The organism is Enterococcus sp. AAFC-DPL-6103, assembly GCF_058216595.1.
The window spans coordinates 1,740,169-1,765,397 of the sequence record NZ_CM177102.1 but is presented as its reverse complement, the minus strand read 5'-3'; the positions used below and the strand labels follow the sequence as shown (position 1 = coordinate 1,765,397).

Annotated in this window: 23 protein-coding genes; 22 read left to right on the top strand and 1 reads right to left on the bottom strand. The window is 35.2% G+C overall.

From position 1 onward, the window contains the following. Nucleotides 1–60: 60 nt before the first annotated feature. A complete protein-coding gene (locus tag AC4BC3_RS08465; RefSeq protein WP_206910389.1) occupies nucleotides 61–633 on the top strand; it encodes a TetR/AcrR family transcriptional regulator in 573 nt (190 codons plus the stop codon). Between the two features lie 187 nt (nucleotides 634–820). On the opposite strand, the gene AC4BC3_RS08460 is transcribed toward AC4BC3_RS08465, so the two are convergent. Further along, on the bottom strand, nucleotides 821–1,270 hold the full coding sequence (locus AC4BC3_RS08460; RefSeq protein ID WP_490466271.1) for a flavodoxin: 450 nt from the start codon (nucleotides 1,268–1,270) through the stop codon (nucleotides 821–823). A gap of 163 nt (nucleotides 1,271–1,433) precedes the next feature. Between AC4BC3_RS08460 and map the strand changes: the two genes are divergently transcribed. The 21 genes from map (at nucleotide 1,434) to AC4BC3_RS08355 (ending at nucleotide 25,228) form a co-directional block, all read left to right on the top strand. Next, nucleotides 1,434–2,198 carry a type I methionyl aminopeptidase gene (map, locus tag AC4BC3_RS08455; protein WP_206909034.1) on the top strand — a complete coding sequence of 255 codons (765 nt, stop codon included), beginning with the start codon at nucleotides 1,434–1,436 and terminating at the stop codon, nucleotides 2,196–2,198. Between the two features lie 23 nt (nucleotides 2,199–2,221). Beyond that, a complete protein-coding gene (locus AC4BC3_RS08450; RefSeq protein WP_490466270.1) occupies nucleotides 2,222–3,145 on the top strand; it encodes a YihY/virulence factor BrkB family protein in 924 nt (307 codons plus the stop codon). An 89-nt stretch (nucleotides 3,146–3,234) separates the two neighbouring features. After that, nucleotides 3,235–4,365, top strand: coding sequence for a glycosyltransferase family 4 protein (locus AC4BC3_RS08445; protein ID WP_206909038.1), 1,131 nt, complete (start codon nucleotides 3,235–3,237; stop codon nucleotides 4,363–4,365). Next, the gene (locus AC4BC3_RS08440) at nucleotides 4,366–5,166 is read left to right on the top strand and encodes a glycosyltransferase (protein WP_206909040.1); all 801 of its coding nucleotides are present in this window, start codon (nucleotides 4,366–4,368) and stop codon (nucleotides 5,164–5,166) included. Then, nucleotides 5,166–5,993 carry a glycosyltransferase gene (locus AC4BC3_RS08435; protein WP_490466269.1) on the top strand — a complete coding sequence of 276 codons (828 nt, stop codon included), beginning with the start codon at nucleotides 5,166–5,168 and terminating at the stop codon, nucleotides 5,991–5,993. Before AC4BC3_RS08440 ends, AC4BC3_RS08435 begins: the two co-directional genes overlap by 1 nt. Before the next feature lie 4 nt (nucleotides 5,994–5,997). Then, the gene (locus AC4BC3_RS08430) at nucleotides 5,998–6,711 is read left to right on the top strand and encodes a glycosyltransferase family 2 protein (RefSeq protein ID WP_206909044.1); all 714 of its coding nucleotides are present in this window, start codon (nucleotides 5,998–6,000) and stop codon (nucleotides 6,709–6,711) included. Between the two features lie 95 nt (nucleotides 6,712–6,806). After that, on the top strand, nucleotides 6,807–7,673 hold the full coding sequence (rfbA, locus tag AC4BC3_RS08425) for a glucose-1-phosphate thymidylyltransferase RfbA (RefSeq protein ID WP_206909046.1): 867 nt from the start codon (nucleotides 6,807–6,809) through the stop codon (nucleotides 7,671–7,673). Nucleotides 7,674–7,686: 13 nt separating this feature from the next. Next, nucleotides 7,687–8,259 carry a dTDP-4-dehydrorhamnose 3,5-epimerase gene (gene rfbC / locus AC4BC3_RS08420; protein ID WP_490466268.1) on the top strand — a complete coding sequence of 191 codons (573 nt, stop codon included), beginning with the start codon at nucleotides 7,687–7,689 and terminating at the stop codon, nucleotides 8,257–8,259. A 22-nt stretch (nucleotides 8,260–8,281) separates the two neighbouring features. Continuing rightward, complete coding sequence (gene rfbB / locus AC4BC3_RS08415; RefSeq protein WP_206909049.1) at nucleotides 8,282–9,310, top strand: dTDP-glucose 4,6-dehydratase; 1,029 nt, start codon at nucleotides 8,282–8,284, stop codon at nucleotides 9,308–9,310. 78 nt (nucleotides 9,311–9,388) lie between these two features. After that, nucleotides 9,389–10,240 (top strand): dTDP-4-dehydrorhamnose reductase, encoded by an 852-nt coding sequence (rfbD, locus tag AC4BC3_RS08410; RefSeq protein ID WP_490466267.1) that lies wholly within the window; start codon nucleotides 9,389–9,391, stop codon nucleotides 10,238–10,240. A 45-nt stretch (nucleotides 10,241–10,285) separates the two neighbouring features. Beyond that, the gene (locus AC4BC3_RS08405) at nucleotides 10,286–12,286 is read left to right on the top strand and encodes a DUF7657 domain-containing protein (RefSeq protein WP_490466266.1); all 2,001 of its coding nucleotides are present in this window, start codon (nucleotides 10,286–10,288) and stop codon (nucleotides 12,284–12,286) included. A 52-nt stretch (nucleotides 12,287–12,338) separates the two neighbouring features. Beyond that, nucleotides 12,339–13,601, top strand: coding sequence for an EpaQ family protein (locus AC4BC3_RS08400; protein ID WP_206909056.1), 1,263 nt, complete (start codon nucleotides 12,339–12,341; stop codon nucleotides 13,599–13,601). A gap of 246 nt (nucleotides 13,602–13,847) precedes the next feature. Next, the gene (locus AC4BC3_RS08395; RefSeq protein ID WP_206899868.1) at nucleotides 13,848–14,654 is read left to right on the top strand and encodes an ABC transporter permease; all 807 of its coding nucleotides are present in this window, start codon (nucleotides 13,848–13,850) and stop codon (nucleotides 14,652–14,654) included. An 11-nt stretch (nucleotides 14,655–14,665) separates the two neighbouring features. After that, nucleotides 14,666–15,886: an ABC transporter ATP-binding protein gene (locus tag AC4BC3_RS08390; protein WP_206909059.1), complete on the top strand. Its 1,221-nt coding sequence runs from the start codon at nucleotides 14,666–14,668 to the stop codon at nucleotides 15,884–15,886. Continuing rightward, on the top strand, nucleotides 15,876–17,456 hold the full coding sequence (locus AC4BC3_RS08385; RefSeq protein WP_490466265.1) for a class I SAM-dependent methyltransferase: 1,581 nt from the start codon (nucleotides 15,876–15,878) through the stop codon (nucleotides 17,454–17,456). The genes AC4BC3_RS08390 and AC4BC3_RS08385 overlap by 11 nt, the downstream gene beginning before the upstream one ends. A gap of 36 nt (nucleotides 17,457–17,492) precedes the next feature. Continuing rightward, nucleotides 17,493–19,631: a glycosyltransferase gene (locus AC4BC3_RS08380; RefSeq protein ID WP_206909062.1), complete on the top strand. Its 2,139-nt coding sequence runs from the start codon at nucleotides 17,493–17,495 to the stop codon at nucleotides 19,629–19,631. A gap of 236 nt (nucleotides 19,632–19,867) precedes the next feature. Continuing rightward, nucleotides 19,868–21,256: a sugar transferase gene (locus tag AC4BC3_RS08375; RefSeq protein WP_206909065.1), complete on the top strand. Its 1,389-nt coding sequence runs from the start codon at nucleotides 19,868–19,870 to the stop codon at nucleotides 21,254–21,256. Nucleotides 21,257–21,277: 21 nt separating this feature from the next. Beyond that, nucleotides 21,278–22,318: a glycosyltransferase family 2 protein gene (locus AC4BC3_RS08370; protein ID WP_490466264.1), complete on the top strand. Its 1,041-nt coding sequence runs from the start codon at nucleotides 21,278–21,280 to the stop codon at nucleotides 22,316–22,318. A gap of 15 nt (nucleotides 22,319–22,333) precedes the next feature. Beyond that, nucleotides 22,334–23,416, top strand: a complete 1,083-nt coding sequence (locus tag AC4BC3_RS08365) for a glycosyltransferase family 1 protein (RefSeq protein WP_490466263.1) — start codon at nucleotides 22,334–22,336, stop codon at nucleotides 23,414–23,416. A gap of 20 nt (nucleotides 23,417–23,436) precedes the next feature. Further along, nucleotides 23,437–24,270 carry a LicD family protein gene (locus AC4BC3_RS08360; RefSeq protein ID WP_490466262.1) on the top strand — a complete coding sequence of 278 codons (834 nt, stop codon included), beginning with the start codon at nucleotides 23,437–23,439 and terminating at the stop codon, nucleotides 24,268–24,270. After that, nucleotides 24,263–25,228 (top strand): glycosyltransferase, encoded by a 966-nt coding sequence (locus tag AC4BC3_RS08355; RefSeq protein WP_490466261.1) that lies wholly within the window; start codon nucleotides 24,263–24,265, stop codon nucleotides 25,226–25,228. Before AC4BC3_RS08360 ends, AC4BC3_RS08355 begins: the two co-directional genes overlap by 8 nt. Nucleotide 25,229 lies beyond the last annotated feature (1 nt).

The following is a 25,229-nucleotide window of genomic DNA, read 5'->3' as shown; positions in this document are numbered from 1 at the left end:
CAATTAAAATAACCAATAGGTGGAAGCGTTATAAATAATTTTTGAGGAGATTAAAAAATTATGGCAAGAAAAAAGACGATTACCAGAGAGCAAATTTTAGCTGCTGCGTATGAAGTGGTTGCTACAGAGGGTTTTTCAAGATTTACTGCAAGAAACATCGCTAGTAAAATGAAATGCTCGACACAACCAATTTATTTGGAATTTAAAAATATGGATGAGCTAAAAAAAGAGTTATTTGAACAAATTTATAGTTATCTGAGCAATGAAATTTTTCCAGTTGAACATACGGGGCATAAAATCATTGACTTAGCATACAATTATATTCATTTTGCCAACAGTGAGAAAAAATTGTACCGTTCTTTATACTTGGAAGAGTATGGCGGAGGAGAAGAGATGCAAGAATTCTCTTATAATTATTTCACGAACGCAGTCAAAGAAGATGCTGCATATGCAAATTTATCAAATGAACAAATCGAATCACTTCATAATGGTACTTGGATCGTAGCAACTGGGATTGCTGCATTGATGTCTTCAGGAATTATTCACCCAACTGATGTTCAAATTGAAAAATTGATTCAAGACAGTATCGATGCCATTCTTGTACAAGAAGAACCAATCAAGGTGGATTATTAGTATTGGACCACGCTGAACTGTCCATTGTATTTACATAAAATCGTTGCATCATTTTTTTGAAAAGGTGTGCCAAGAGTTTGGTAGACCTTTTTATTTTTTGCTTTGAGTGAGTATTAAACAAAATTAAAAACCGCTAAAAATCATTATTCGATTTTTAGCGGTTTTTAATTTTGTTTAAATGAAGCATCTAGAGTGAATCAGCTTTAGCTACAAGTGCTTTAGCAAAGGCTTCAAGATTTTCAATGTCTTCTTCTTCGGCATTCAAGTCAACTTTAACATTTTCTGCCCCTTTTGTTGCGCCTGTTTTGGCAAAGACAGCATCAAAGTCATCGACGGATTTACAAAATTCATCATAGAATGTATCACCAGAACCACAAACACCATAAACTTTTCCTTCAAGATCAACATCTTCTAAATCTTCATAAAAATCAACGATCTCATCTGGTAGTTCACCATCACCATATGTATAGGTTGCGACAACACAAATGTCTGCATCTTCAAATTCATCTGCATCGACTTGTGTACATTCATTAATTTCTACATCAATATCTAAATTTTCAAAAGCTTCTGCTACAATATCAGCAATTTCTTCCGTATTGCCGGTCATGCTAGCATAAACGATTTTTGCTAAAGCCATGATTTGCCTCCTAATTTATCAACGATTTTAACTTAATACGTAAGAATTATACCAAACGATGATAAAAAAAGGAAATGGAACTCGATAAAATGATTACTGCAATTTGGCTAAACGTTGATAACTATGGTAAAATGAGAACGATTTGTAAAAAGGAGACGAGAGAATGATCACATTAAAATCAGCACGTGAAATTGAAACAATGGCAGAGTCTGGCGCCTTATTGGCAGACGTGCATAAAAACTTACGCAACTTTATCAAGCCTGGTGTTACAAGCTGGGACATTGAAGTTTTTGTCAGAAATTATATTGAAAGTCATGGCGGAATTGCTGCCCAAATCGGTTTTGAAGGTTATGAATATGCAACTTGTATTAGTATCAACGATGAAATTTGTCATGGATTTCCTCGGAAAAAACCGCTAAAAAGCGGTGATTTAGTTAAAGTCGATATGTGTATCGATTTAAAAGGTGGCATTTCTGATTCTTGTTGGGCTTATGTTGTTGGGGAATCAACACCCGAAATCGATCGTTTAATGGAAGTAACGAAAAAAGCATTGTATCTTGGGATTGAACAAGCGAAAGTTGGCAATCGCATTGGAGATATTGGTCATGCAATCCAAACTTACGTTGAATCTGAAAACTTATCTGTCGTACGCGATTTTATCGGCCATGGTGTTGGCCCAACTATTCATGAAGAGCCAGCTGTCCCTCATTATGGTGAAGCAGGCAAAGGTCTTCGATTGAAAGAAGGCATGGTTATTACAATTGAACCAATGGTCAATACGGGAACTTGGAAGATGAAAATGGATCCAAATGGTTGGACTGCATATACACGTGATGGCGGGCTATCTTGTCAATATGAACATACTTTAGCTATTACGAAAGAGGGTCCGAAAATTTTAACTTCACAAGGTGAAGAAGGCACATACTAATAATAAGAGTATAGGGGAAGTAAATGGGGATTTGGCAGAAAATTAAAGAAAATAAGGAATTGATGCGATTTATCGAAACAACTCAAAATCGAATGAATGATTCTGAAATTGGGACAACTTCTGTTGTTGTTGCTTATTATTTATTGTTATCGTTGTTTCCGCTGATTATTGCATTTGGCAATGTATTGCCTTTTTTGAATATTGATCCAAATACAGTGTTAACTTATGTTCGAGAGGTTATGCCTGAAACGATTTACCAATTTATTGGCCCTGCAGTCAAAGATCTGCTGACTCAAAGTTCTGGCAGCTTGCTTTCAATTTCTGCTTTAGCTGCACTTTGGTCAGCAAGTCAAAGTATCAATGCATTACAAATTGCAATGAATAAAGCCTATGGTGTGGACAATCGAAAGAATTTTTTGATTGTCCGCCTTGTTTCATTAGTTGTTATTGTCTTATTTATGGTCGCAATAGGTGGAGTGACCATTGTCTTAGGATTAGGTAACCTGATTCTGGAAGCAATTCAACCGATTTTTCAGTTTCCGCTACAGTTGATCGATCAGTTTCAAGCGCTGAAGTGGCCTGTCACATTAGTTGCTTTATTCGTTATTTTGTTCTTGATTTACTTGATCGTGCCAAATGCTCAATTGAAATTAAAAACGATTTTGCCAGGGACGATCTTTGCTACAGTGGGCTGGATGTTGTTGTCGCAAGTTTTTGGAATTTATGCGAAATACTTTGCTTCACGCGTCAGCGGGTATCAAATTATCGGAAGTTTCATCGTTTTGATGCTGTGGTTGAATTTTGCTGCAACCATTGTCATTCTTGGTGGAATCATCAATGCTGTGGTCCAAGAATATGTATTGGGCAGTCAGGCAACACGTCGAAAAGGACCACTCAATCGTTGGGTTGAAAAAATAAAAAATAAAATTTCTAATAAAAAAGCGTAAAATTTTACGTTCTTTTACTCGACTTATTGTAAACTAATGATAGTGTTTTATAATAACGGGAAAACTCTCAAGTTAAAGTAGGTGTCCAGATGCTTGTTTCGTTTAGTATGGTCGTTAGATTTTTCCTAACGATAGTATTATCGTTGATTTTAACACCGATATTTAAAATAATTTCCGTCCAAACAGGAATGGTTGATAAACCGAACGCGCGAAGAATCAATAAAGTACCGATGCCAAGTGCGGGAGGGTTGCCGATTTTCATATCTTTTGTTATTTCAACGTTGATTTTGTTTCATGATATTATTCCAAGATTTTATATTGTACCTATTTTGTTAGCAGCGTTGATCATTATTATTACAGGAGTGCTAGATGATCGCTTCGAGCTAACGCCGAAGCAAAAAAGCATCGGAATTTTACTAGCCTCACTTGTCATCTACTTTCTAGCAGATATTCACATCGATTCGTTCACTTTACCCTTTTTTGGTCATTTTGAACTAGGATGGTTAAGCTTTCCAGTAACGATTTTTTGGATTTTCGGTATCACAAATGCGGTGAATTTGATTGATGGATTGGACGGTTTAGCTGCAGGAGTATCACTGATTGGATTGATTACAATTGGAATCATTGGGTATTTCTTTCTTCACTCATCCACTGTGTACATTCCTATCGTTATTTTCTGTTTAGTAGCAAGCATCATCGGCTTCTTTCCGTATAATTTTTATCCCGCCAAGATTTATTTGGGGGATACGGGTGCATTATTTTTAGGGTTTATGTTGGCTGTTTTATCTTTACAAGGGTTAAAAAATGTAACGTTTGTTTCATCAATTTCTTTATTGATTGTTTTAGGTGTTCCAGTGACGGATACTTTTTTTGCAATCGTTCGTCGAAAAGCAAATCGGGTATCTTTTTCGACTGCGGATAAAAAACATTTGCATCACCGCTTGTTGAGTCTAGGCTTCACACACAAAGGAGCAGTCTTGGCGATTTATGCGATGGCTTTAATGTTTTCTTTCACAGCAATGATCATGAATTATGCTGGTCAAGTCGGGACAATTGTTCTGGTACTGGTAATGTTATTTGCGATTATTTTGTTACTGGAGTTAATTGGATTGATTGGTGAAAAGCACCAATTTATTTTGAAAACTTTACGATTTTTGGGAAATAAAGAATATCGTACGCAAGTACTGCAGAAATATTTGAAGAAATGGGACCATCATTAGATGAATAAAAAATTAGAACAGCCGGTCCTAATCAGTATAGTGACCGCGAATAGTCAGAAGATTTTTCGTACATTAGATACCTTGATTGCAACGATTGGTGAAAAACCAGCAATTGAGATCGTTATTTTTGATAATAATTCCTTACCTGAATATCAGGCGAAATTGAAGGAGTATTTACAATATCCATATCTACACATTAACTTCCATCAGGAAAACAGTGGATTTGGTTATGGACATAATCAAAACTTATTGAATAGTAACTATCGTTATGCAGTTATTTTTAATCCTGATATTTTGGTAGACGAGCAAACAATCGTGGAAGTTGTTGAATTACTAATGGAACATCCCGAATGCGCGATGCTAGCCCCTAAGATTTTAAATGAGGATGGTTCTGCTCAATATTTGATTCGTGAACACCTAGACGTTTTTGATTATATGTTGCGATTCATTCCTTTTAAATGGGTGAAAAAAATGTTTGATAAACGCTTGGCTAAGTTTGAGTGTCGTGATCTTCCACTTGATAAAAATAGTTATGTTCGAATGATATCAGGGAGTTTTATGGTAATCGATACAGAAAAGTTTACTGAGGTCGCAGGTTTTGATTCTCGATACTTTATGTACTTTGAGGACAATGATTTGTGTTTGAAGTTTGAACAAGCTGGGTACAAATTGCTGTATACCCCAACTCATTCAGTCGTTCATTTATATGGGAAAGGCGCACATCGTAACTTTAAATTATTTCGAATTTTCATGTCTTCCATGGCAAAATTTTTCCATAAGTGGGGGTGGAGTTTCTTCTAATGAAGCCAACTAGTTTAGTTGTTGTTGTATTGTATCAGCAATCAATAGAAAAAACACCTTCTTTTGCTCTGTTATCACAAGCTGTGGTGGATCAAAATATCCAACTCGTTATTTTTGATAACAGTCTAACAGAGCAATATCATTTATTGTTTGAAAATAGGTTAGTGAATTATTATCATGACGCGCAAAATCCGGGATTGGCGGCGGCCTACAATTATGCACTGTCGCAAGCTCTCCCCACGGTTCAGCAACTGATTACATTGGATCAAGACACTGTTTTAAATGAAAGTTATTTAGAACGAGTTCGTCAGCTTGAATTTTCAGATGACTGCGTTGTCGCTGTACCGATGATCTTTGATCAAGGAAAGCAAATCTCACCTGTCTATGCTGATCAGTATGTTAATCGTACCTATCAAGCAGTTTCTGAGGTAGGGATGACGGAGCAGCGAGTGATGGCAATCAATTCGGGAACAGTTTTTTCAATTTCATTTTTACAAACAATTGGCGGGTTTGATCCTGCTTTTTCTTTAGATTTTTTAGATCATTGGTTTTTTTGGAAAGTTCATCAGCTGCACAAAAAAATTGAAGTGTTGCCTATTCGTTTGGAGCATGACTTATCTGTGCTCAATTATGAAAAAGTGTCGACAACCAGATATGAGTCGATTTTAGCTGCTGAAACAAAATTTTATCGTGAGTATGATCGGATTCACTGGAAAAAGCATCGTAAACAATTACTTTTGAGAAGCGTTAAACAATTTTTGACAGTGGAAAATCGAAAAATTTGGCGTTTAACTTTACGCGCTTATGTTGAGATGGGGAAGGTGTAAATTTTTGCGATCTGTTTGCATGGCCACATTTAATGGCGAAAGATATCTTAGAGAACAATTAAATAGCATTCTACGACAGCTTTCTACAACAGATGAGCTAGTTATTTCTGATGATGGATCAGTTGACAACACTTGGAATATTTTGATGGAATATGCACAACAAGATTCACGTATCAAACTATTAAAGGGACCTCAACGTGGACTGATTCAAAATTTTTCCCATGCTATTGAAAAAGCAAATGGTGAAATCATTTTTTTGGCTGATCAAGATGATGTTTGGTTAGACAACAAGGTAAAAAGGATAACGGCTGATTTTGCAGCTCATCCGGAAAGACAAGTTGTCGTTTCGGACTTGGTGATCGTGGATGAGAATCTCGAAACGATTTATCCTTCCTATTTTACTTATCGTCATTCGAAAGAAGGATGGTTGAATAATTTTATTCGTAGTCATTACATTGGAGCTGGTATGGCTTTTCGTTCAAACCTGAAGCCAAAAATCTTACCCATTCCAGAAGATGTGCCTATGCATGACATGTGGATTGGTTTATTGGGTGGAAATCAGGTTGGATTTATCCGTGAACCGTTAACGTTATATCGGCGTCACGACTTGAATGCGAGCGAAATTCAAACACATTCTAATTTTCAACAAAAATTGACATGGCGATACCACCTATTAGTATCCTATTTAAAAAGAAAGTGGCGTCGACGCCAAGTTTAATAAAAAAGTATTAAATGCTAAATAGCTCATGACAAATCTCTAGATTGATGAGATAATAACAAAGTGAAATTTGAAAAAAGGAGCGCTTAAAAGCCATGAAGGGAATTATTCTTGCTGGGGGAAGCGGAACACGCTTGTACCCATTGACAAAGGCAACTTCAAAACAGTTGATGCCGATTTACGACAAACCAATGATTTACTATCCAATGTCAACTTTGATGTTGGCTGGAATCAAAGAGATCTTGATTATTTCAACACCACAAGATACACCTCGTTTCGAAGAACTATTTGGGGACGGCCATGACTTGGGAATCCATATTGAGTATGCTGTTCAAGAAAGTCCTGATGGTTTAGCACAAGCTTTTATCATTGGTGAAGAATTTATTGGTGATGACAGTGTCTGCTTAGTTTTAGGTGACAATATTTACTACGGTGGCGGTCTATCTAAAATGTTGCAACGCGCTGCAGCAAAAGAAAGTGGCGCAACTGTGTTTGGGTATCACGTAAATGACCCTGAACGTTTTGGTGTGGTTGAATTTGATGAGAACATGAATGCTTTATCCATCGAGGAAAAACCGGCTCAACCAAAATCAAACTATGCTGTTACAGGTCTTTATTTCTACGATAACGATGTCATCTCAATTGCAAAAGACATCAAGCCATCTGAACGTGGAGAATTAGAAATCACGGATGTCAATAAAGCATATTTAGAAAAAGGAAATTTATCTGTTGAATTGATGGGGCGCGGATTTGCTTGGTTAGATACAGGCACACATGAATCTCTGCTTGAAGCTTCAACTTTTATTGAAACAATTGAGAAACGTCAAAATTTAAAAGTAGCTTGTTTAGAAGAAATTGCTTATCGTATGGGCTACATTACGAAAGAACAATTGCTTGCATTAGCGCAACCATTGAAAAAAAATCAATACGGTCAATATTTATTAGCTTTGGCCGCTGAATAGGGAGTCTGACAAAATGAAAGTAACTGATACAAAATTAACAGATGTCAAGATTATCGAAATGGATGTTTTTGGTGATCACCGTGGTTTTTTTACTGAAAGCTATTCAAAAGCAAAATTTGAAGAACATGGTTTGACTTATGACTTTGTTCAAGATAATCACTCTTTATCTGCAGAAGCCGGGGTGTTACGAGGCTTACACTTCCAAAAAGGTAAATCTGCACAAACAAAATTGATTCGTGTAGTCACTGGAGCAGTACTAGATGTAGTTGTTGACATTCGTAAGGGTAGTCCAACTTATGGTCAATGGGATGGATTTATTTTATCTGAACATAATCATCGTCAATTACTTGTTCCTAAAGGATATGCACACGGCTTCGTCACTTTGACGCCAAATGTTAACTTCCTTTACAAATGTGACAACTATTATGATGCTGCTGCAGATGGCGGGATCGCTTTTGATGATTCTGATTTAGCTATTGAATGGCCAATTGACATCAGTAAAGCAATCATGTCAGAAAAAGATCATAATCATCCAACGTTAAAAGAGTTTGAAGCAGAAAATCCATTCGTTTATGGCGAAATTTAAACTTTAAAGGAGAACCATTTTAATGAAAAATATCATTGTAACAGGTGGTGCCGGATTTATTGGTTCCAATTTTGTACATTATATCGTACAGAACCATCCGGAAGTCCATGTAACTGTTTTAGATAAACTAACTTATGCAGGAAACAAAGAAAATTTAGCGGGATTACCAAGTGATCGGGTAGAACTTGTAGTGGGCGATATTGCGGATGCACCATTAGTTGATCGTTTAGTTAAAGAAGCAGATGCAGTTGTTCATTATGCAGCTGAATCGCATAACGACAATTCACTTAAAGATCCATTTCCATTTGTTCAAACAAACATTATTGGTACGTATACATTATTAGAAGCTTGTCGGAAATATGATGTACGTTATCACCATGTGTCCACAGATGAAGTTTATGGTGATTTACCATTAGTTGAAGATCTTCCAGGTCATGGTGAGGGTCCAGGAGAAAAATTTACGGCTGAAACACCTTATAACCCTTCAAGTCCTTATTCTTCAACTAAAGCAGGTTCTGATTTATTAGTTAGAGCATGGGTACGTTCATTTGGTTTACGTGCAACTATTTCTAACTGTTCAAATAACTATGGTCCTTATCAACATATCGAAAAATTTATTCCACGCCAAATCACAAATGTTTTAAGTGGCATTCGTCCTAAATTATACGGTGATGGAAAGAACGTTCGTGACTGGATTCATACAAATGATCATTCTTCTGCTGTGTGGTTGGTTTTGACAAAAGGTAGAATTGGTGAAACTTATTTGATTGGTGCCGACGGCGAAGAAGATAATAAAACAGTAATGGAATTGATTTTAGAGATGATGGGTCAACCAAAAGACGCCTATGATCATGTGAAAGACCGTGCAGGCCATGATTTACGTTATGCTATTGATTCAACAAAATTACGTGAAGAACTTGGCTGGAAGCCAGAATTTACGAATTTCCGTGATGGATTAGCTGACACAATCAAGTGGTATGAAGAACATGAAGATTGGTGGAAAAAAGAAAAAGAAGCCGTTGAAGCAGCATACGCCCAAAATGGTCAATAATAATTATTGATGAGATAAAAGTGTGAGGCAGGCGCTAGCCTGTCTCTTTTTTCAAACAAAATTAAAGGAGCGATAATAATGTTTTTATTAACTGGAGGAAATGGTCAATTAGGTACAGAATTGCGCCATCTACTAGATGAAAAAAATCTGCCTTATGTTTCGACAGATGCCAAGGAATTAGATATTACAGATGAAAAAGGAACAATGGAATATATTACGGAATTAAAACCGGATGTGATTTTTCATTGTGCAGCCTATACTGCAGTTGATAAAGCAGAAGATGAGGGCAAAGAATTAGATGAAAAAATCAACGTCGATGGTACACGAAATGTTGCTCTCGCTGCCAAAGCTGTTCATGCGAAGCTTGTTTACATCAGTACGGATTATGTATTTGATGGAAAGAAAAAAGATGAAGAATATCAAGTGGATGATGAAACAAATCCATTAAATGAGTACGGTCGCACAAAACTTTTAGGTGAACAGGCTGTTCAAGAAATCTTGGAAGATTACTATATTATTCGGACTTCTTGGGTGTTCGGTATTTATGGCCATAATTTTGTGTTTACTATGCAACGTCTGGCAGAGACACATGACCGTTTGACAATCGTTAACGATCAATTTGGTCGTCCAACATGGACACGTACCTTAGCTGAATTCATGGTGTATGTTATCAATGAAAAAGCACCTTATGGCATTTATCAACTATCAAATGAAAATAGTTGTTCTTGGTATGAATTCGCAAAAGAAATTTTAAAAAATTCTGATGTAGAAGTGGCACCAGTTACATCAGCAGAATTCCCACAAAAAGCCGTACGGCCACAGTATGCTGTGATGAGTTTAGAAAAAGCAGAAAGTTTAGGTTTTTCTATTCCAACTTGGCAAGAAGCTTTGGCGCAGATGCTACTTGCTGCTGAAAACGCAAAAGCATAATTTATTTCTGCCATTTGAGAAACAAAAGAGAAATTGGGGAATTTTATGGAAAAACAAACACGAAGTGTACGACATGGTAATCATAAAACAAGTCGTGCACCTCAGACAATTTTTGACTCATTACTTCGGCTCCGCTATTTGTTTGGCTTACTGGCAATCATCATAGTTGTCACACTTAATTTAAATGGTAGCTCAATTGGCATGTGGGATAAATACGTTTCGCAACGAGATGATGGAAAAGAAACAGATGTTTTGTTTGGCAAAGATCGTGAGGTTCGTTCAGATGAATGGCTGGTACAGACACCATTTTATCTTTCGCAAGCAGAAAATGATTATCCTGTAGTTAATGATGATTATTCCTTAAATGGTCAAAATATGATTATTGCTTATAATTCACCGGTGAAAGATATCACGGTTATCGGTAAACCATTTAACTGGGGATTTTTTTTCCTAGGGCGTGATCGAGGGCTATCCTGGTATTGGGGAATGAAAATCGTCGGTATGCTCTTGCTATCTTTTGAATTATTGATGATCATCACTAAAAAACGAAAGGGATTATCATTGATTGGTTCGCTTGCACTAACTTTTGCTCCGGCTGTTCAATGGTGGTTCATGCAACATGTAGGGGATCTGATTTTCTTCACGATTGGTCTGATGGTGGCTTTTTATCACTACTTCTATCAACATGATCGCAAAGGGCTGCGAACCCTGATGATGTTACTGGTGGTTATTTTTGGCTTAGGATTTATTCTAGTCATTTACCCAGCGCATCAAGTAATGTTGGGTTATTTGCTCGTCTTTTATTTTATTGGTTTACTAATCCATTTCAGGAAAAAAATTGTTTGGGATTTGTTGGATGCTGTATTGATTGTCGGGGCGATTGCGATCATCGGTGGAATCATGGTTCATTTTTGGCTCGTTTCGAAGGATGCCTTGATGGCTTCACTAGAAACCTTGTATCCAGGGAAACGAATCAGTACCGGGGGAAAATTCACCTTTGGCAAATTCTTTTATTTTTTGACTAACTGGAAGATTCCATTTAAAGATATTACTTTTTCAAACAATTCAGAAGTGGCCTTTTTCTATCATTTCTTTCCAACAGTTCTTTTAGCTAGTCCATTTGTATTATTTGGTAAGAAAAATAGTGAGGAGAAATTATTAGGGCGAATATTGATGATTTTTTGTCTATTCGCGATTTTTTGGATTACGATTGGCTTGCCGAAAGGATTAGCTGAAATTACGCTTCTTTCCTATGTTCCAGCATCACGAGCATTTACGACGTTTGGTTTTGCAGCTTGTTTGTTAACCATTTGGTTCATTGCTTATGTTTGGCGAGAAGATGTTATTCCAACTTGGTATAAAGTTGTTTTATTAGTTGTTAACGCTGGAACGTTTGCTGTGGCAATTTTCACTTCTAGAATGATTAATTATTTTTCAGAGATTGAAATTGCAGGGATTGTTGTACTAGGTACATTGTTGCTAGGATTTGCTTTGTTTCGTCAAAGACAATTATTTTATGTTTCATTCACGGCATTAATTATAGCTTCTGGCTTTTTTGTCAATCCGATTGTTGAAGGAACGGGTGCCATTTTTGAAAAAACTTTAGCAAAAGAAATTCAAAAAATTAATGATGAAAATCCAGATCAATTGTGGCTATCTGAAGATGAACTATACAACTTTACGCCAACATTAGGAGTAAAATCATTCAATACGGTTCGATTTTATCCAGATATGAAAGCATGGGAAATCATTGATCCTGATGGAACCTATGAGAAATACTATAATCGTTATGCCCACACGCGTGCATTTATCGCGAAAGAAGATACAACGTTCATTCTTGATCGGCCAGATATGTTCTCTGTGACGTTGAATTTTGCTGATGCCGAAAAATTTGGCATACGTTATGTTGTGAGCAAGCGACCTTTAGCAGACTACAATGAATTAAATCAGGCTCAATTTACTCAATTATATGGTCCGGACAATGATGGCTATCGAATATTCGAAGTAGATTATCCGGTGAATGGACAAGTCATTAGTCAGCAATAACAAAGTTATGCAATTAAACAAAAGAGATAAGCTAGTACAGGAGAGTGGAGAAATGCAAAGAATCCTGCGAAAAATGATCAATGAGATGAGTGTTGCTTGGCTTCTCCTATTAGTAGGCTCATTGTATTTCATATGGACCGTTGGGCTAAGCAACAACACTGCACTATTTTTATATGAAAATAGTTCGCAATTAATTTTGGGCGGCATAGCCGTTTTGTTTTTACTAAATGTTTACAAAGCAAGAGGAATTGATTTTCTCTTTATAGGGATAGGATTTTTCTTCTTTTTCTTCTTTTCATATTTCAGAGACGCGCGAAGTGCTTCGTTTTACACGGATATGATGATACCGTTGATTATTGCTTTTGTATTGTCGCTAAAATGGATTGAATTTGGGAAAATAGACCGAGCTGTTTTCTTATTGTTCTTTTCGTTCATTTTAACAGTGACGGTTTATCGTGTTTTTACAGAAATTCCGGTTCGGGAAGGGCAAAGTATCTGGTCGCCAGGGAATAAGCTTTCTGATATTTGGATCAATACTAACACGATAGGTGCATCAGTGATGACGCTCGCTTTCTTGGTTAGTGGTTTTGCTAGTTCATTTGAAAAGTGGTACATTCGATTGCTAAGTGTGCTAGCGGTCGTTGCAGCGTTCGCTACGATTTGGGTTTGTCAATCAAGAGGTGCATTAGTTGCATTGATTGTTTTTGTTCTTTTGAACTTGCTACCTAAATCATTTATGCGTGTGACTCGTGCGCCATTCATCATTTATACGGTGACCGCAGTATTTGCTTTGCCACTTTCATATTTTGCAGCAGCTTCAAAAGAAGTGAATCTTTTTACCGGAAGAGAAGAAATTTGGGCAGAGTTTTATCAAACTTTAGCTACTAAAACGCAACAAGTATTGGTAGGAATGAAGCCTTTTTTCTATACGAAACGAGCAAACCAAATTTTGGGTAACCATAATAGTTATAATTCTCTCTTAAATCTTTATGGAGTGATTGGATTAGCCATCGTGGTTACTTTGTTACTGATTTTTATTGGCCGAAGAACATTAAAAGGTGATTTAACAAATGGACAATTGACCTTTATTTGGGCTTTCTTTGGTATAATGACACAATCTTTTATGGAAGATACGTTGACATCCTTTGCTTGGCTTCCGATTATTTATCTTTTACTAGGAATGAGCGTTCATCGTTTTGACCAGCCGACAGAAATTCAGCAAGTACCTGATGAATTGGAAATAACGGATGAAGCAGTGGAACATCCGGAAGAAAATCATAATGAGTATTCACGGATGAGCAAGTATCATCATTGATAAGTAATCAAAGAGAGGGTGAAACAGTTTTGTTTCACCCTCTTTTTTATAAAAATAATTATGTATCAGAGATAGAGTGATACCTCGCTTTATTGCAATTAGAAACTATCTTTTGTAGAATAGTAACGTTCGAGTATTTGTTACTTAATAGAAAATTAAGAAATAAATAATATCGCAGTCAGCTAGTAAAAATATGGTAAAATGGCAGTTGATTGTAATTAACAGAAATCGCTTGGAGGAACACAAATGTTTAAAGATCTGTTTTTATTTATGAAAGATATCTATCAGAACAGAAAATTATTGATTCAGTTTTCATTAAATGACTTTAAATCACGTTATGCTGGTTCTTTTTTAGGAATCATGTGGGCATTTATCAACCCAATATTTACTGTGTTGATTTACTGGTTAGTCTTTGGCTTCGGCTTGAAAGCTGCGATGACTGATGGTAAGTATCCATTCATTGTTTATCTGATTACAGGGATGGTTCCCTGGTTCTTCTTCTCAGATGCATTTACCTCAACGACGTTAGTCTTTCGAGAGTACACGTATTTAGTCAAGAAGGTCGTTTTCAACATTCGTATCTTACCAAGTACGAAAATTTTATCTAATTTATATACCCATCTCTTTTTTATCGTGATTGGTTTAGTTGTGACGATTGGACATGGAATCTTTCCAACTGTGATGACGCTACAATTGATTTACTATCTGTTTTGCATGTGTGCATTTTTAACAGGTATCACTTGGTTGACAGCATCTATCCAACCGTTTTTACCAGATATCGTCCAATTCATTACGATTTTGTTGCAATTGATTATGTGGACATTACCAATTCTTTGGAGTCCAAGTCAATTTAACCCGACAATTGTTCAAATTTTGAAATTAAACCCACTTTATTATATCGTTCAAGGCTATCGTGAATCTTTCTTGAGTCAAGCCTGGTTCTTTGAACATGGCATGTATACTTTATACTTTTGGGTAGTTACATTAGCATTCTTTGTGGTTGGTTCAGCAGTGTTCCGTAGATTGAAACCACATTTTTCAGATGTACTGTAAGGAGAATAGAAATGACAGAATATGCGATTAAATTAGAAAACATCACCAAATCATATAATATGTACGCAAAGCCGAGTGATCGTTTTCGTGAGGCACTGAATCCTTTCAAAAAATCTTATCATGACGTCTTTTATGCATTGAAAAATGTTAATATTGAAATTAAAAAAGGCGAGATGATTGGTTTTGTTGGTGAAAATGGTTCAGGTAAATCGACGATGCTCAAAATCATTACCGGTGTTTTGACACCTTCCTCTGGTACAATGGAAATCGATGGGAAAATTTCAGCATTGCTTGAGCTAGGTTCTGGATTCAACCCAGAATATTCTGGCTATGAAAATATCTTTTTAAATGGGATGGTGTTGGGCTTTTCACGAGAAGAAATTGAAGGCATGGTCGATGATATCATTGATTTTGCTGATATTGGAGATCATATTTATCAACCAGTAAAAACTTATTCAAGCGGGATGTTTGTCCGTTTGGCATTTGCGGTAGCAATCAATGTTAACCCTGATATTTTGATCGTTGATGAAGCCTTAGCAGTTGGCGACTTAGAGTTTCAACTGAAATGTATGGAAAAATTTACTGAAATCAAAAATTCTGGAAAAACGATCTTATTCGTTTCTCACGATATTAGCTCAATTCGTCGTTTTTGTGATCGTAGTTATTGGTTGAAAAACGGTGAAGTCGTAGAGTATGGGGACACGATGGACGTTACGACAAATTATGAAAACTTCTTGAAGAAAAAATCAGTAAAAACAGTTGACCGTAATAAGAGTCAAGTTGAACGTCACGCTGCACCAGACATCGTGGATGTGCTAAGCGCTGAGTTGCTTGATAAAGAGAAGAAACCAGTGGATATGATTGAACAAGGTGAGACACTCTTCGTAAAAGTTACCTACAATGTAAAAGATGATTCAATCAAAAAGCCAGTTTTAGGGATTGCGTTACGAACAGTCGATAATTTTTATGTTTGTGGTCTGAACACATTATTGGATGATATAACGATTCCTTGGAAAAAAGGAAAAAATGTTTTTTATCTTGAATATGAAAAGCTGGGCTTGTTAGCTGGTGAATATTATTTTGATGTGGCGATTTTTGAAGAAAATGCTACAGTTCCGTTAGTTTATAAGACGAAGTATATGAACTTATTTGTTAGCGGTTCTTATATCGGCGAAGGTATTGTCATCTTGGATCACAAATGGGAAGAAGGTAGTCAAAAAGATGAAATATGATTTTGAAATGGATTTAGATGAGCAAAGTAGTGTAGGAAAGATTGCAGCTCAAATTAAGCCAGGTAGCAAAGTATTAGAATTTGGCCCAGGAAATGGCCGATTGACAAAACATTTGATTGGTGCGAAGCAATGTGAAGTTAGCATTGTGGAACTCGATAAAGAACTATTCGATTTCGTAAGTGAATTTGCTCAGGATGGTTTCTATGGAGACATCGAAAGCTTTGAATGGGCGAACTATTTTGAAGGTCAAGCATTTGATTATATTTTGTTTGCAGATGTTTTGGAGCATTTGGTTGACCCGGGTGCAACTTTAAAAAAAGTCAGTGAATTTTTGAGTGAAGATGGAGAAATTTTAATTACGTTTCCTAACTTAGCACATAATTCAGTAATGATCGATTTGTTTAATAATCAACTTCCGTGGACTTCTTATGGGTTGTTAGATGAAACACATAATTCGTTTTATACGCATGATGGTTTTCAGAAAGTGTTTGAAAAAGCTGGCTTAATGATCAACATCGAAGACTATCTATACTTGGCGGTAGAGGACACTGAACTTTCTTCCCGCTATGAAGATTTGCCAGAAGCGGTTCGTTATGATTTCAAAATGCGTCCATTTGGAGAAGTTTATCAATACTTCTTTTCGTTGAAAAAACAGGCAGTACCTGAAATTGCACAGCCACAAAATTCAAATTACGTGAAAGTCTTTGACTTAATCCAACAAACGGTTGAAGGAGAAACTAGTCAACAGATTCCCATTAACAATTACACGGGCGAAAATCAACATTTGACATTTCCAATTACTGAAAACGTCGAAACGGTGCTATTCCGTTTTGAAAAACAGCCAAGTTTTATTGAATTCACTGCCGAGGTTGTGGGAGAAAAAATTGATTTTATTCGGTCAAATGCCGCATTAAAAACAGATACGGATTGCTATCTGTTTGACGGTAAAAGCATACCAGAATTGGCAGTAAAAAATGTTGCTGGTCAGGAATTAACGGTAAATATCCACTATCGTTTTATTGGAGAGCTTACCCAAACTTTCTCAGAAGTGTTGGAAACTGTTCAACCAATGATGGCTGTTCAACAAGAATTGTCAGGAAAAATAACTGATTTAGAAAAGGATAATTATCAAATCAGAGAAGAAAATGCTAAGCTTGATCGTTACTTGCAAACTACGACCACGCGTTATTGTTCACTTTTAGATAGCGATGAATGGACAATTAAATCAAAGAAAATACGTCGAGCAAAAGAAACACCGAAAAAAGTTCAAGCAAAAGAGTTAGCATTATGTATTGATGAAAAACATTGGGATGAAGAAACGAAAGTTTTAACAATTACTGGTTGGGGAATCTCCCAAGTAGATCGAAATGCATTATCTTATCACTTATCTGTAGATCAATCACCGTTTTTCGATGCTAAACCGATTTATCGCAAAGAAGTGAATGAGGCTGAAAATCTTGCGGAAAATGTCTCTGCTGGGTTCGAATTACAAATTCTTTGTGAACAAGAACGTACATTTTTAATTGAAGTAATAGCAGAAAATGGTCAAACTTGGATTATTGAAATGTAATTCATTGGACCTACTTGATAAAGGAGTAACTGGACAGTGACAAAGAAAGAAATTGCTGTATTTATTGATACGATCACTCGGGAACGAGCTACTGGAGACTTGCTTATTGTTGGCTGGGCAATTGATGAAGTAACCAAAGAAATCCCCTCAGTCAAGGTAGAAAAGAACCAAGTTTCGATTGAAACAACCCCTGTAGTACGTTTAGACATTAATCATTTATATGAACTCGATGTCAAAACACAAAGTGGATTTAAAATTCGACTATCTGGAAAATTAAAAGGAAGAGCTATTTTAGATTTTCAAACGACTGCTCACCAAAATGGCATCGCAGTGAAGTTAAACGGGCACTATCCTTTTGATGATGGTTTTGAGACCTCTTGGCAAAAACAAAAACGTTTGCTTAAAAAAGGGATCAATTACACAAGAACACATGGTTTAAAAAAAGCCATCCGTCGCGTTAAGCTAGAATTAAAACCTGGTTCAGTTGATTATGCTGAATGGATTACTCGTCACGAAAAAGTAGATTTAGCAGGACAACGCAAAGCTGCTACTGACTTAGAATATCGTCCGTTGATTTCGATTGCTATGCCTGTTTATAATGTTGAAATCAAATGGTTAGAAAAATGTATCGATTCCGTCCTAGGACAAACTTATGAAAACTGGGAGCTGTGCATTAGTGATGACGCTTCAACAGATCCGGCTATTCGTAAATGTCTGGAAGCTTATCAAGCAAAAGACGAGCGAATAAAAGTCGTCTTTCGACAAGAAAATGGCCATATCAGCTTAGCCACTAATTCTGCTTTAGAATTAGCATCTGGGGAATTCTTAGCTTTGTTGGATAATGATGATGAATTGCCGCCTTCAGCACTTTACGAAGTAGCCAAGGTGTTGAATGAACGACCTGAGCTTGATCTGATTTATAGTGATGAAGATAAAATCGATTCTGATGGCAATCGTTTTGATCCTCATTTTAAAGCTGATTGGTCACCAGATACACTGATGGGAAACAATTATATCTCTCATCTAGGTGTTTATCGCACAAGTATCGTGAAAGAATTAGGTGGCTTTCGTAAAGGGTATGAAGGCTCACAAGATTATGATCTTGTTTTACGCGTGACAGAAAAAATCCCAGCAGATCACATTTATCATATTGATAAAATTCTTTATCATTGGCGAACAATTCCCGGTTCTACAGCAAGCAATGGCGAAGCGAAAAGTTATATTTATGATTCTGGTGTAAAGGCTCTGACCGATGCACTGAATCGTCGGGGAATCAAAGGACATGTGCGCCCAGGAAGAATCTCAGGTTTTTATGAAATCATGTATGACGTAATTGATGAAGACTTAGTGAGTGTAATTATTCCGACTAAAAATGGTTATGAAGATTTAAAAGTTTGTGTTGATTCCATTATTGAGAAGACAACGTATCCCAACTATGAAATTATTATTGCTGATAATGGCAGCACAGATCCAAAAATGCAAGAATTATTTGCAGACTATAAAGAACGCTTAAACGATCGATTCATCGTTGAGTTAATTGATATTCCTTTTAATTACTCACGAATTAATAATCTGGCGGCTGAAAAAGCTAGTGGAAAGTATTTCTTGTTTTTGAATAATGATACTGAAGTTATTGCGCCAGATTGGATGACGACAATGGTTTCTTACGCACAATTTGATCGAATTGGCTGTGTTGGAGCAAAATTGTATTATCCAGATGAAACAACACAACATGCTGGTGTCCTCGTCGGCATTGGTGGTGTGGCAGGTCATGCATTGAATAATTATGATAAAACACACTGTGGCTATTTTGGCCGCTTAGTGATTGATGTTGATTATCTAGCAGTTACTGCGGCTTGTATGATGGTTAAAGCGACTGATTTTCATGCCGTTTCAGGATTTGATGAAACATTAGAAGTTGCGTTTAATGATGTCGATTTATGCTTGAAAGTCTATGAATTAGGACGTAATAACGTGTATGCACATCAAGTAGAACTTTATCATTTTGAATCGAAATCTAGAGGATACGAAGATACACCGGAAAAACAAAAACGGTTTGCTGGTGAAATCAAAAAAATGCAAGATAAATGGCCAACTTACATTGCCCATGACCCTTTTTATAATGATAATTTGACTAAAGAAGGTATTGGTGATTTTTCTTTAAGACCAGATTAAATTAAAAGTGATCAAAGTATTGAAATGGAATACTTTGATCACTTTTTGTTATTTATCATGTCTATAAAAATAAAAACATTGAATATAGATTTTAGAAATAAAAATAAGAATATAAAGTAGAATAATTTATTGTCTAGAATATTTTAATTTCTTTTACATTTTGGTTACTCGCTAGGCTTTTAAGCCTTGCTATGGTAAGATGATAAAGGCATTATTCTGAGGTTAGGAGTGTATATATGAATAAAAATGGGGAGTGGAGCGCCGCTCGCAGAATATTTATTATTTTGATGGATGTTATTGTTTATAACGTTGCAATTTATTTAAGCTTTTTATTGAAGTTTCAAGGAGAAATACCGATGCGTAACTTTGAAACCTTTGAAAATTCAGCAATTTTTATTTCGATCATCTTTATCGTTCTTAATATTTTATTAGGAGCCTATGTCTTTTATAATCGAATGATCAGTGACATTATTTTTGTGACAGTTATTGGTCAAGTATTGATGACTTTTGGGATTATGATTGTCACTTTTGCTGGACGCTGGTTTGCTTTTCCACGTCTAGTCATCTTACTTTCTTTTATAATCGGAACCATTTTAATCAGTATGTATCGTATTTTTATTTATAAGCTTTATCTAAAATTCAGCAATGATAAAAAGGTGATCATTGTTGGTTTAGAAAAAGATGTTGCACCAGCTATCCAAAATTTTCAATCAAAGAAAAATAATAAACATAAAGTCGAAGCAGTTATTGTAGATCATTTCTATGAACATGCGAAACAACTGATTGATGAAATTGATATTGTGTACTTGGCTTCCGAAATTGATGAACAAGAAAAAATTAAAATCTACCAATTAGTGACAAAAAAAGAGAAAAAATTATTTTTAAATACAACATTTGAAAATTTGATCATGATCAATCCAAATATCATGAATTTTGAGGATGAAAGCATTATTGAATCGTCTGGTTTTAGAATCCCTTCAGAAGATGAACTTTTCAAACGATTATTTGATATTGTTGTTTCACTGGTTTTATTGATTTTAGCGTCACCATTTATGTTATTAACAGCGATTTTGGTAAAAGTGACTTCACCAGGTCCTGTTATCTATAAACAAGTACGTATCACAAAAAATCAAAAAGAATTTTCAATTTATAAGTTCCGCTCAATGAGTGTGACTGCTGAATCCAAATCGGGTCCAGTCCTTGCTAAAAGCAATGATGCACGTGTAACTCCAGTTGGTAAATTCATTCGTGCCGTAAGATTTGATGAGTTACCACAAATCTTTAATGTTTTAAAAGGAGATATGTCAATTGTGGGACCACGCCCAGAACGACCATTCTTTGTTGATCAATTTAATGAAGAAAATCCTTATTATTATTTACGTCATAATGTTCGCGCTGGTATCACTGGTTATGCGCAGGTCTATGGTAAGTATGTTTCTGACTACAATAGTAAGTTACGATTTGATTTGTTATATATCAAAAAGTACTCATTATTGTTGGATTTGAAAATCTTATTACAAACAATTAAAATCTTATTCGATAAAATGTCTTCTCAAGGTGTGGATGAAGAAGCTGTTTGTTCTTTAGCAGAACTGCATTTTCCAGAAGATAAGATTTATGGATAAAAGGTGAAAGGTGTAGGAAAGATGAAGACTCCTAAGTTTAGTATTATCATACCTGTTTATAATGCTGAAAAAACCATTTCTCATACCATTTCTTTATTGATGGAACTGGAATTTAACGATTATGAAGTGATTATTGTTAACGATGGATCAACAGACGCTACTGAACAAGTGATTAGCGAGCTAGTTCAAGGCAATGATTATTTTCATTTTATTACGACTGAAAATCAAGGCCCTGGAGCTGCTCGCAATGAAGGCCTTGTATATGCTCGCGGAGAATATGTTCTATTTTTTGATGCAGATGATACACCTAAAAAAGATGTACTAAAAAACTATGAACAAATACTTTCTACTCATCCAGCAACTGATTTGATTATCAGCTCATTTGTTTTTCGAACACTGAATGGAACTGAAATTATTTCTGAAAAAGAATACCTAGTTTCTGATTTTGTTTATCAAGATAATCAATGCTTTTTAAATGATATGTATGAATTGATGAGTAAGCAGTTGATGTATGTTGTTTGGAACAAATGTTATAAACGAGAGATACTAGAACAACATCAAATTCGTTTTAAAAATTATAGTAGTTGTGAAGATCGGATATTTAATTTGGATTATTATCAATATTGTCAACAAGTGGTTATGAATTCTTCGCTTGTATATACGTATGATTTTGAAGGTGGTAAGGGAATCACTAATCAGTATAAAGAAAATAAATTCGCAACATTCAAAGAATTTTATGAGTTAACTAATTTTATTACCAAGAATCAAGATAAATCTGGAATGGCTGCTTTGTTGCTAAAAGGTGCAACATCGGTCATCTTCTCGATTTATGAAACTGAAACCTTAACAAAACAGGAAAAGAAACAAGAAGCGGTTGAAATCTTGCATGATCCAGTGATCATTGAAGCGAAAGCAATTGCTTTGACAGATTCCACAGCAAAAAAGGTTACTAAATTTTTATATAATATGCCAATAACGCTTTTTTTATTGACTATAAAAATAGGTGCCTTTGTTGAAGTAAAACTACCTGGGTTGATGTCATTTTTGAAGAGGGTCTATTAAATAAGGAGAGGCATAATGAGTAAAAGAGTATTGCATTTTCAAGGGAGGATGGGCAAAGGCGGAGCAGAGTCATTTATGATGAATATGTACCGTGAGATTGACCGCTCGAAGATTCAGTTCGATTTCTTAATCTACGATGATTATAAGAGCGTAACTGATTACAATAAAGAGATTGAACAACTTGGTGGCAGAATATTTATTGTCACCAATCCTAAAAAAAATATTATTAAATATCTTTTTGAAGTTAATAAACTTTTAAAGACAGAAAAATTTGATATTGCACATAACGAAGTATACTTTGGAGGCGGCATTAATCTGAAACTAGCAAAACTTCATGGTATAAAAAAAAGAATTGCACATAGTCATGCAACTAGTGATGGAAAATCTAATAATTTTCTTATGAAAGGGTTGCGAGTTATTCTTGATAAAATGTTAAAAAATAATGCTACTGATTTACTTGCTGTGAGTGAAGAAGCAGGTGAAAGCTTATTCGGTAGTTCTAAATTTGTCATTATTCACAACGGAATAAAAATTTCTGATTACAGATTTACTGACGAGCAAAAAAAAAATAAGAAAAAGCAAATGGGTTTTGAAGCAACTGATTTTATTATTGGAAATATTGGACGCTTGGAAGAACAAAAAAACCAATCACGTTTGTTAGATATTTTTAAAGATGTCAAGCATGAAAAAAGAAATGCAAAATTACTATTAATTGGTGAAGGAAGTCTAAGAAATATACTGGAGAATAAAATAAACGAGCTTGAAATTGAAGATTCTGTAGTTATGACTGGTGAGAGAAATGACATTCCAGAATTATTATCTTTAATGGATGTTTTTGTTATGACCTCTTTATATGAAGGATTACCAATGGTTGGTTTAGAAGCACAAGCCTCTGGAAAAAAATTAGTATTGTCTAGTGAAATTTCGAAGGATACTAAGGTAACGCCAAACGTTAAATTTGTACCTCTATCTGCAAGCAATCATGAATGGGTGGATGAGATTCTGAAATCTCCATTTGATAACAAATTAACTTCTGAATTGGAGACCTATGACGTATCTTATACAGTGAAACAAATGGAACAGATATATTTGAATTGAGAAGGGAATCGTGTTAACAAATGAAAGAGAAAGTTTTGGAATTGGAAGAAGTGCATCAAGAACTTCTTTTACTCTTAGAGGAGTTCAATAGAGTTTGTGAAACATTGGGAATTACTTACTATTTATCTGGTGGATCTATGATAGGTGCAGTTAGACATAAAGGTTTTATTCCTTGGGATGATGATCTAGATTTGATGATGATGAGAAAAGATTACGAAAAATTGATCGCTAACGTCTCAGAGCTAAATCAAAAATACAGAATGAACTGTCTTGAATTAACACCAGATTGGCAGTATCCATTTGCCAAAATTGACCTGCCTACTACATTTATTAAGGATGAATTTCGAGTAGTTCAACATGGATTATTCCTGGATATTTTTCCTATAGATATGCTACCTGATGATGAAAAAGAACAAAAAAAAATAACAAGAAAAATTAAATTTTTAGACTTGCTTAGAGGCTCGGGAACAAAGAAAAAATTCAGGCCATCTGAACAACATTTAGGAATAAAGAAAATGATTAAGCCCTATGCTGATTTTCGTGGACCAAATTACTATGCTAAAAAAATAGATAAATATGCTAAAAAAATCAATCGTGAGTATAGTGATTCAAATACAGCTGGAGTGATGGTTGTGTCTACCCACGGAACAAAAGAATTCCTACCTAAAGCTGCTTTTTCTGAGAAAATAGAAGTGGAATTTGAAGGAGAAAAAACTTACATGCCAAAAGGCTATGAAAATTATTTAGTAAATCTATACGGCAACTATATGGAATTGCCACCAATTGAACAACAAGTGCCTGCACATTATAAAATTTACAAAAACATTAATGGGGTGAATTCTAGCAATGAATGAGATTACAAAAGTCTCAATTATTATGCCTACTTATAATGGCGAAAGAAACATTATTGAACAGTTAGAATCATTGAGAGTTCAAAGCTACCCACTTTATGAAGTAATAATGAAAGATGATGGTTCTACCGATAATACGGTACAAATTGTTCAAGAATATATTAGTAAATATTCCTTAAAAAATTGGAAAATAGAGAAAAATCAAAGAAATCTTGGATGGAGAGAAAATTTCTTTGTAGGATTAAATCAAGCGAGTGGCGAGCTAATATTTCCATCAGATCAGGATGACATTTGGGAGAAAGATAAAATAAAAAATATGGTTCAGTTTTTTAAAAAATTTCCTAAAGCAAATGTTGTAATCTCTAATTACGATGAGCTGATTGAAGAGGGAGGTATATCCTATCCTTGCAGTAAGAGAAGAATAAGGAACGTTAAAGATATGCAAGTTCTTTTTACCAAGAAAAATGTTTATCTTAATCGTCCTGGATGGGTTTACGGTATTAGAAAAAGTTTTATGGCAGAAATCAATTTGTACAAAGAGACAGCAATTACTCCAGTTCATGATATAACAATGTGGTCGACAGCAGTATTAACCGATAGTCTTTACTATTTAAATCAAGTAACTGGAACTTGGCGAAAGCATGGAGAGAGTGCTATTCGAGAAGAGAATGGGAAAGAGAGTGTATTTAATAAAAAACAAATTAGATTAGCAAAACTGAATAGGCTAAAAGAAATAACTATTTCAGATATTCTATATATTAAAAATACAAAGCAAAGCATTAAAGATAAAGAAACTAAAATTGAGCAATTAAATGCTTTGATAAATGAATATGATAGAAGAATTGTAGCAATTGAAGAAGGAAGCTTATCTCTAATCGTCTTGAATTTACCTCAATATACTTCTTTACATCCAATTATTGCAGATACTTATTTCCTATTAAAAAATAAAGGAGAACACTGAC

Bases quoted from the DNA above. Each gene is read 5' to 3' on its own strand.
- AC4BC3_RS08465 (WP_206910389.1), top strand. From the start codon at position 61: ATGGCAAGAAAAAAGACGATTACCAGAGAGCAAATTTTAGCTGCTGCG.
- AC4BC3_RS08460 (WP_490466271.1), bottom strand. From the start codon at position 1,270: ATGGCTTTAGCAAAAATCGTTTATGCTAGCATGACCGGCAATACGGAA.
- map (WP_206909034.1), top strand. From the start codon at position 1,434: ATGATCACATTAAAATCAGCACGTGAAATTGAAACAATGGCAGAGTCT.
- AC4BC3_RS08450 (WP_490466270.1), top strand. From the start codon at position 2,222: ATGGGGATTTGGCAGAAAATTAAAGAAAATAAGGAATTGATGCGATTT.
- AC4BC3_RS08445 (WP_206909038.1), top strand. From the start codon at position 3,235: ATGCTTGTTTCGTTTAGTATGGTCGTTAGATTTTTCCTAACGATAGTA.
- AC4BC3_RS08440 (WP_206909040.1), top strand. From the start codon at position 4,366: ATGAATAAAAAATTAGAACAGCCGGTCCTAATCAGTATAGTGACCGCG.
- AC4BC3_RS08435 (WP_490466269.1), top strand. From the start codon at position 5,166: ATGAAGCCAACTAGTTTAGTTGTTGTTGTATTGTATCAGCAATCAATA.
- rfbA (WP_206909046.1), top strand. From the start codon at position 6,807: ATGAAGGGAATTATTCTTGCTGGGGGAAGCGGAACACGCTTGTACCCA.
- rfbC (WP_490466268.1), top strand. From the start codon at position 7,687: ATGAAAGTAACTGATACAAAATTAACAGATGTCAAGATTATCGAAATG.
- rfbB (WP_206909049.1), top strand. From the start codon at position 8,282: ATGAAAAATATCATTGTAACAGGTGGTGCCGGATTTATTGGTTCCAAT.
- rfbD (WP_490466267.1), top strand. From the start codon at position 9,389: ATGTTTTTATTAACTGGAGGAAATGGTCAATTAGGTACAGAATTGCGC.
- AC4BC3_RS08405 (WP_490466266.1), top strand. From the start codon at position 10,286: ATGGAAAAACAAACACGAAGTGTACGACATGGTAATCATAAAACAAGT.
- AC4BC3_RS08400 (WP_206909056.1), top strand. From the start codon at position 12,339: ATGCAAAGAATCCTGCGAAAAATGATCAATGAGATGAGTGTTGCTTGG.
- AC4BC3_RS08395 (WP_206899868.1), top strand. From the start codon at position 13,848: ATGTTTAAAGATCTGTTTTTATTTATGAAAGATATCTATCAGAACAGA.
- AC4BC3_RS08390 (WP_206909059.1), top strand. From the start codon at position 14,666: ATGACAGAATATGCGATTAAATTAGAAAACATCACCAAATCATATAAT.
- AC4BC3_RS08385 (WP_490466265.1), top strand. From the start codon at position 15,876: ATGAAATATGATTTTGAAATGGATTTAGATGAGCAAAGTAGTGTAGGA.
- AC4BC3_RS08375 (WP_206909065.1), top strand. From the start codon at position 19,868: ATGAATAAAAATGGGGAGTGGAGCGCCGCTCGCAGAATATTTATTATT.
- AC4BC3_RS08370 (WP_490466264.1), top strand. From the start codon at position 21,278: ATGAAGACTCCTAAGTTTAGTATTATCATACCTGTTTATAATGCTGAA.
- AC4BC3_RS08365 (WP_490466263.1), top strand. From the start codon at position 22,334: ATGAGTAAAAGAGTATTGCATTTTCAAGGGAGGATGGGCAAAGGCGGA.
- AC4BC3_RS08360 (WP_490466262.1), top strand. From the start codon at position 23,437: ATGAAAGAGAAAGTTTTGGAATTGGAAGAAGTGCATCAAGAACTTCTT.
- AC4BC3_RS08355 (WP_490466261.1), top strand. From the start codon at position 24,263: ATGAATGAGATTACAAAAGTCTCAATTATTATGCCTACTTATAATGGC.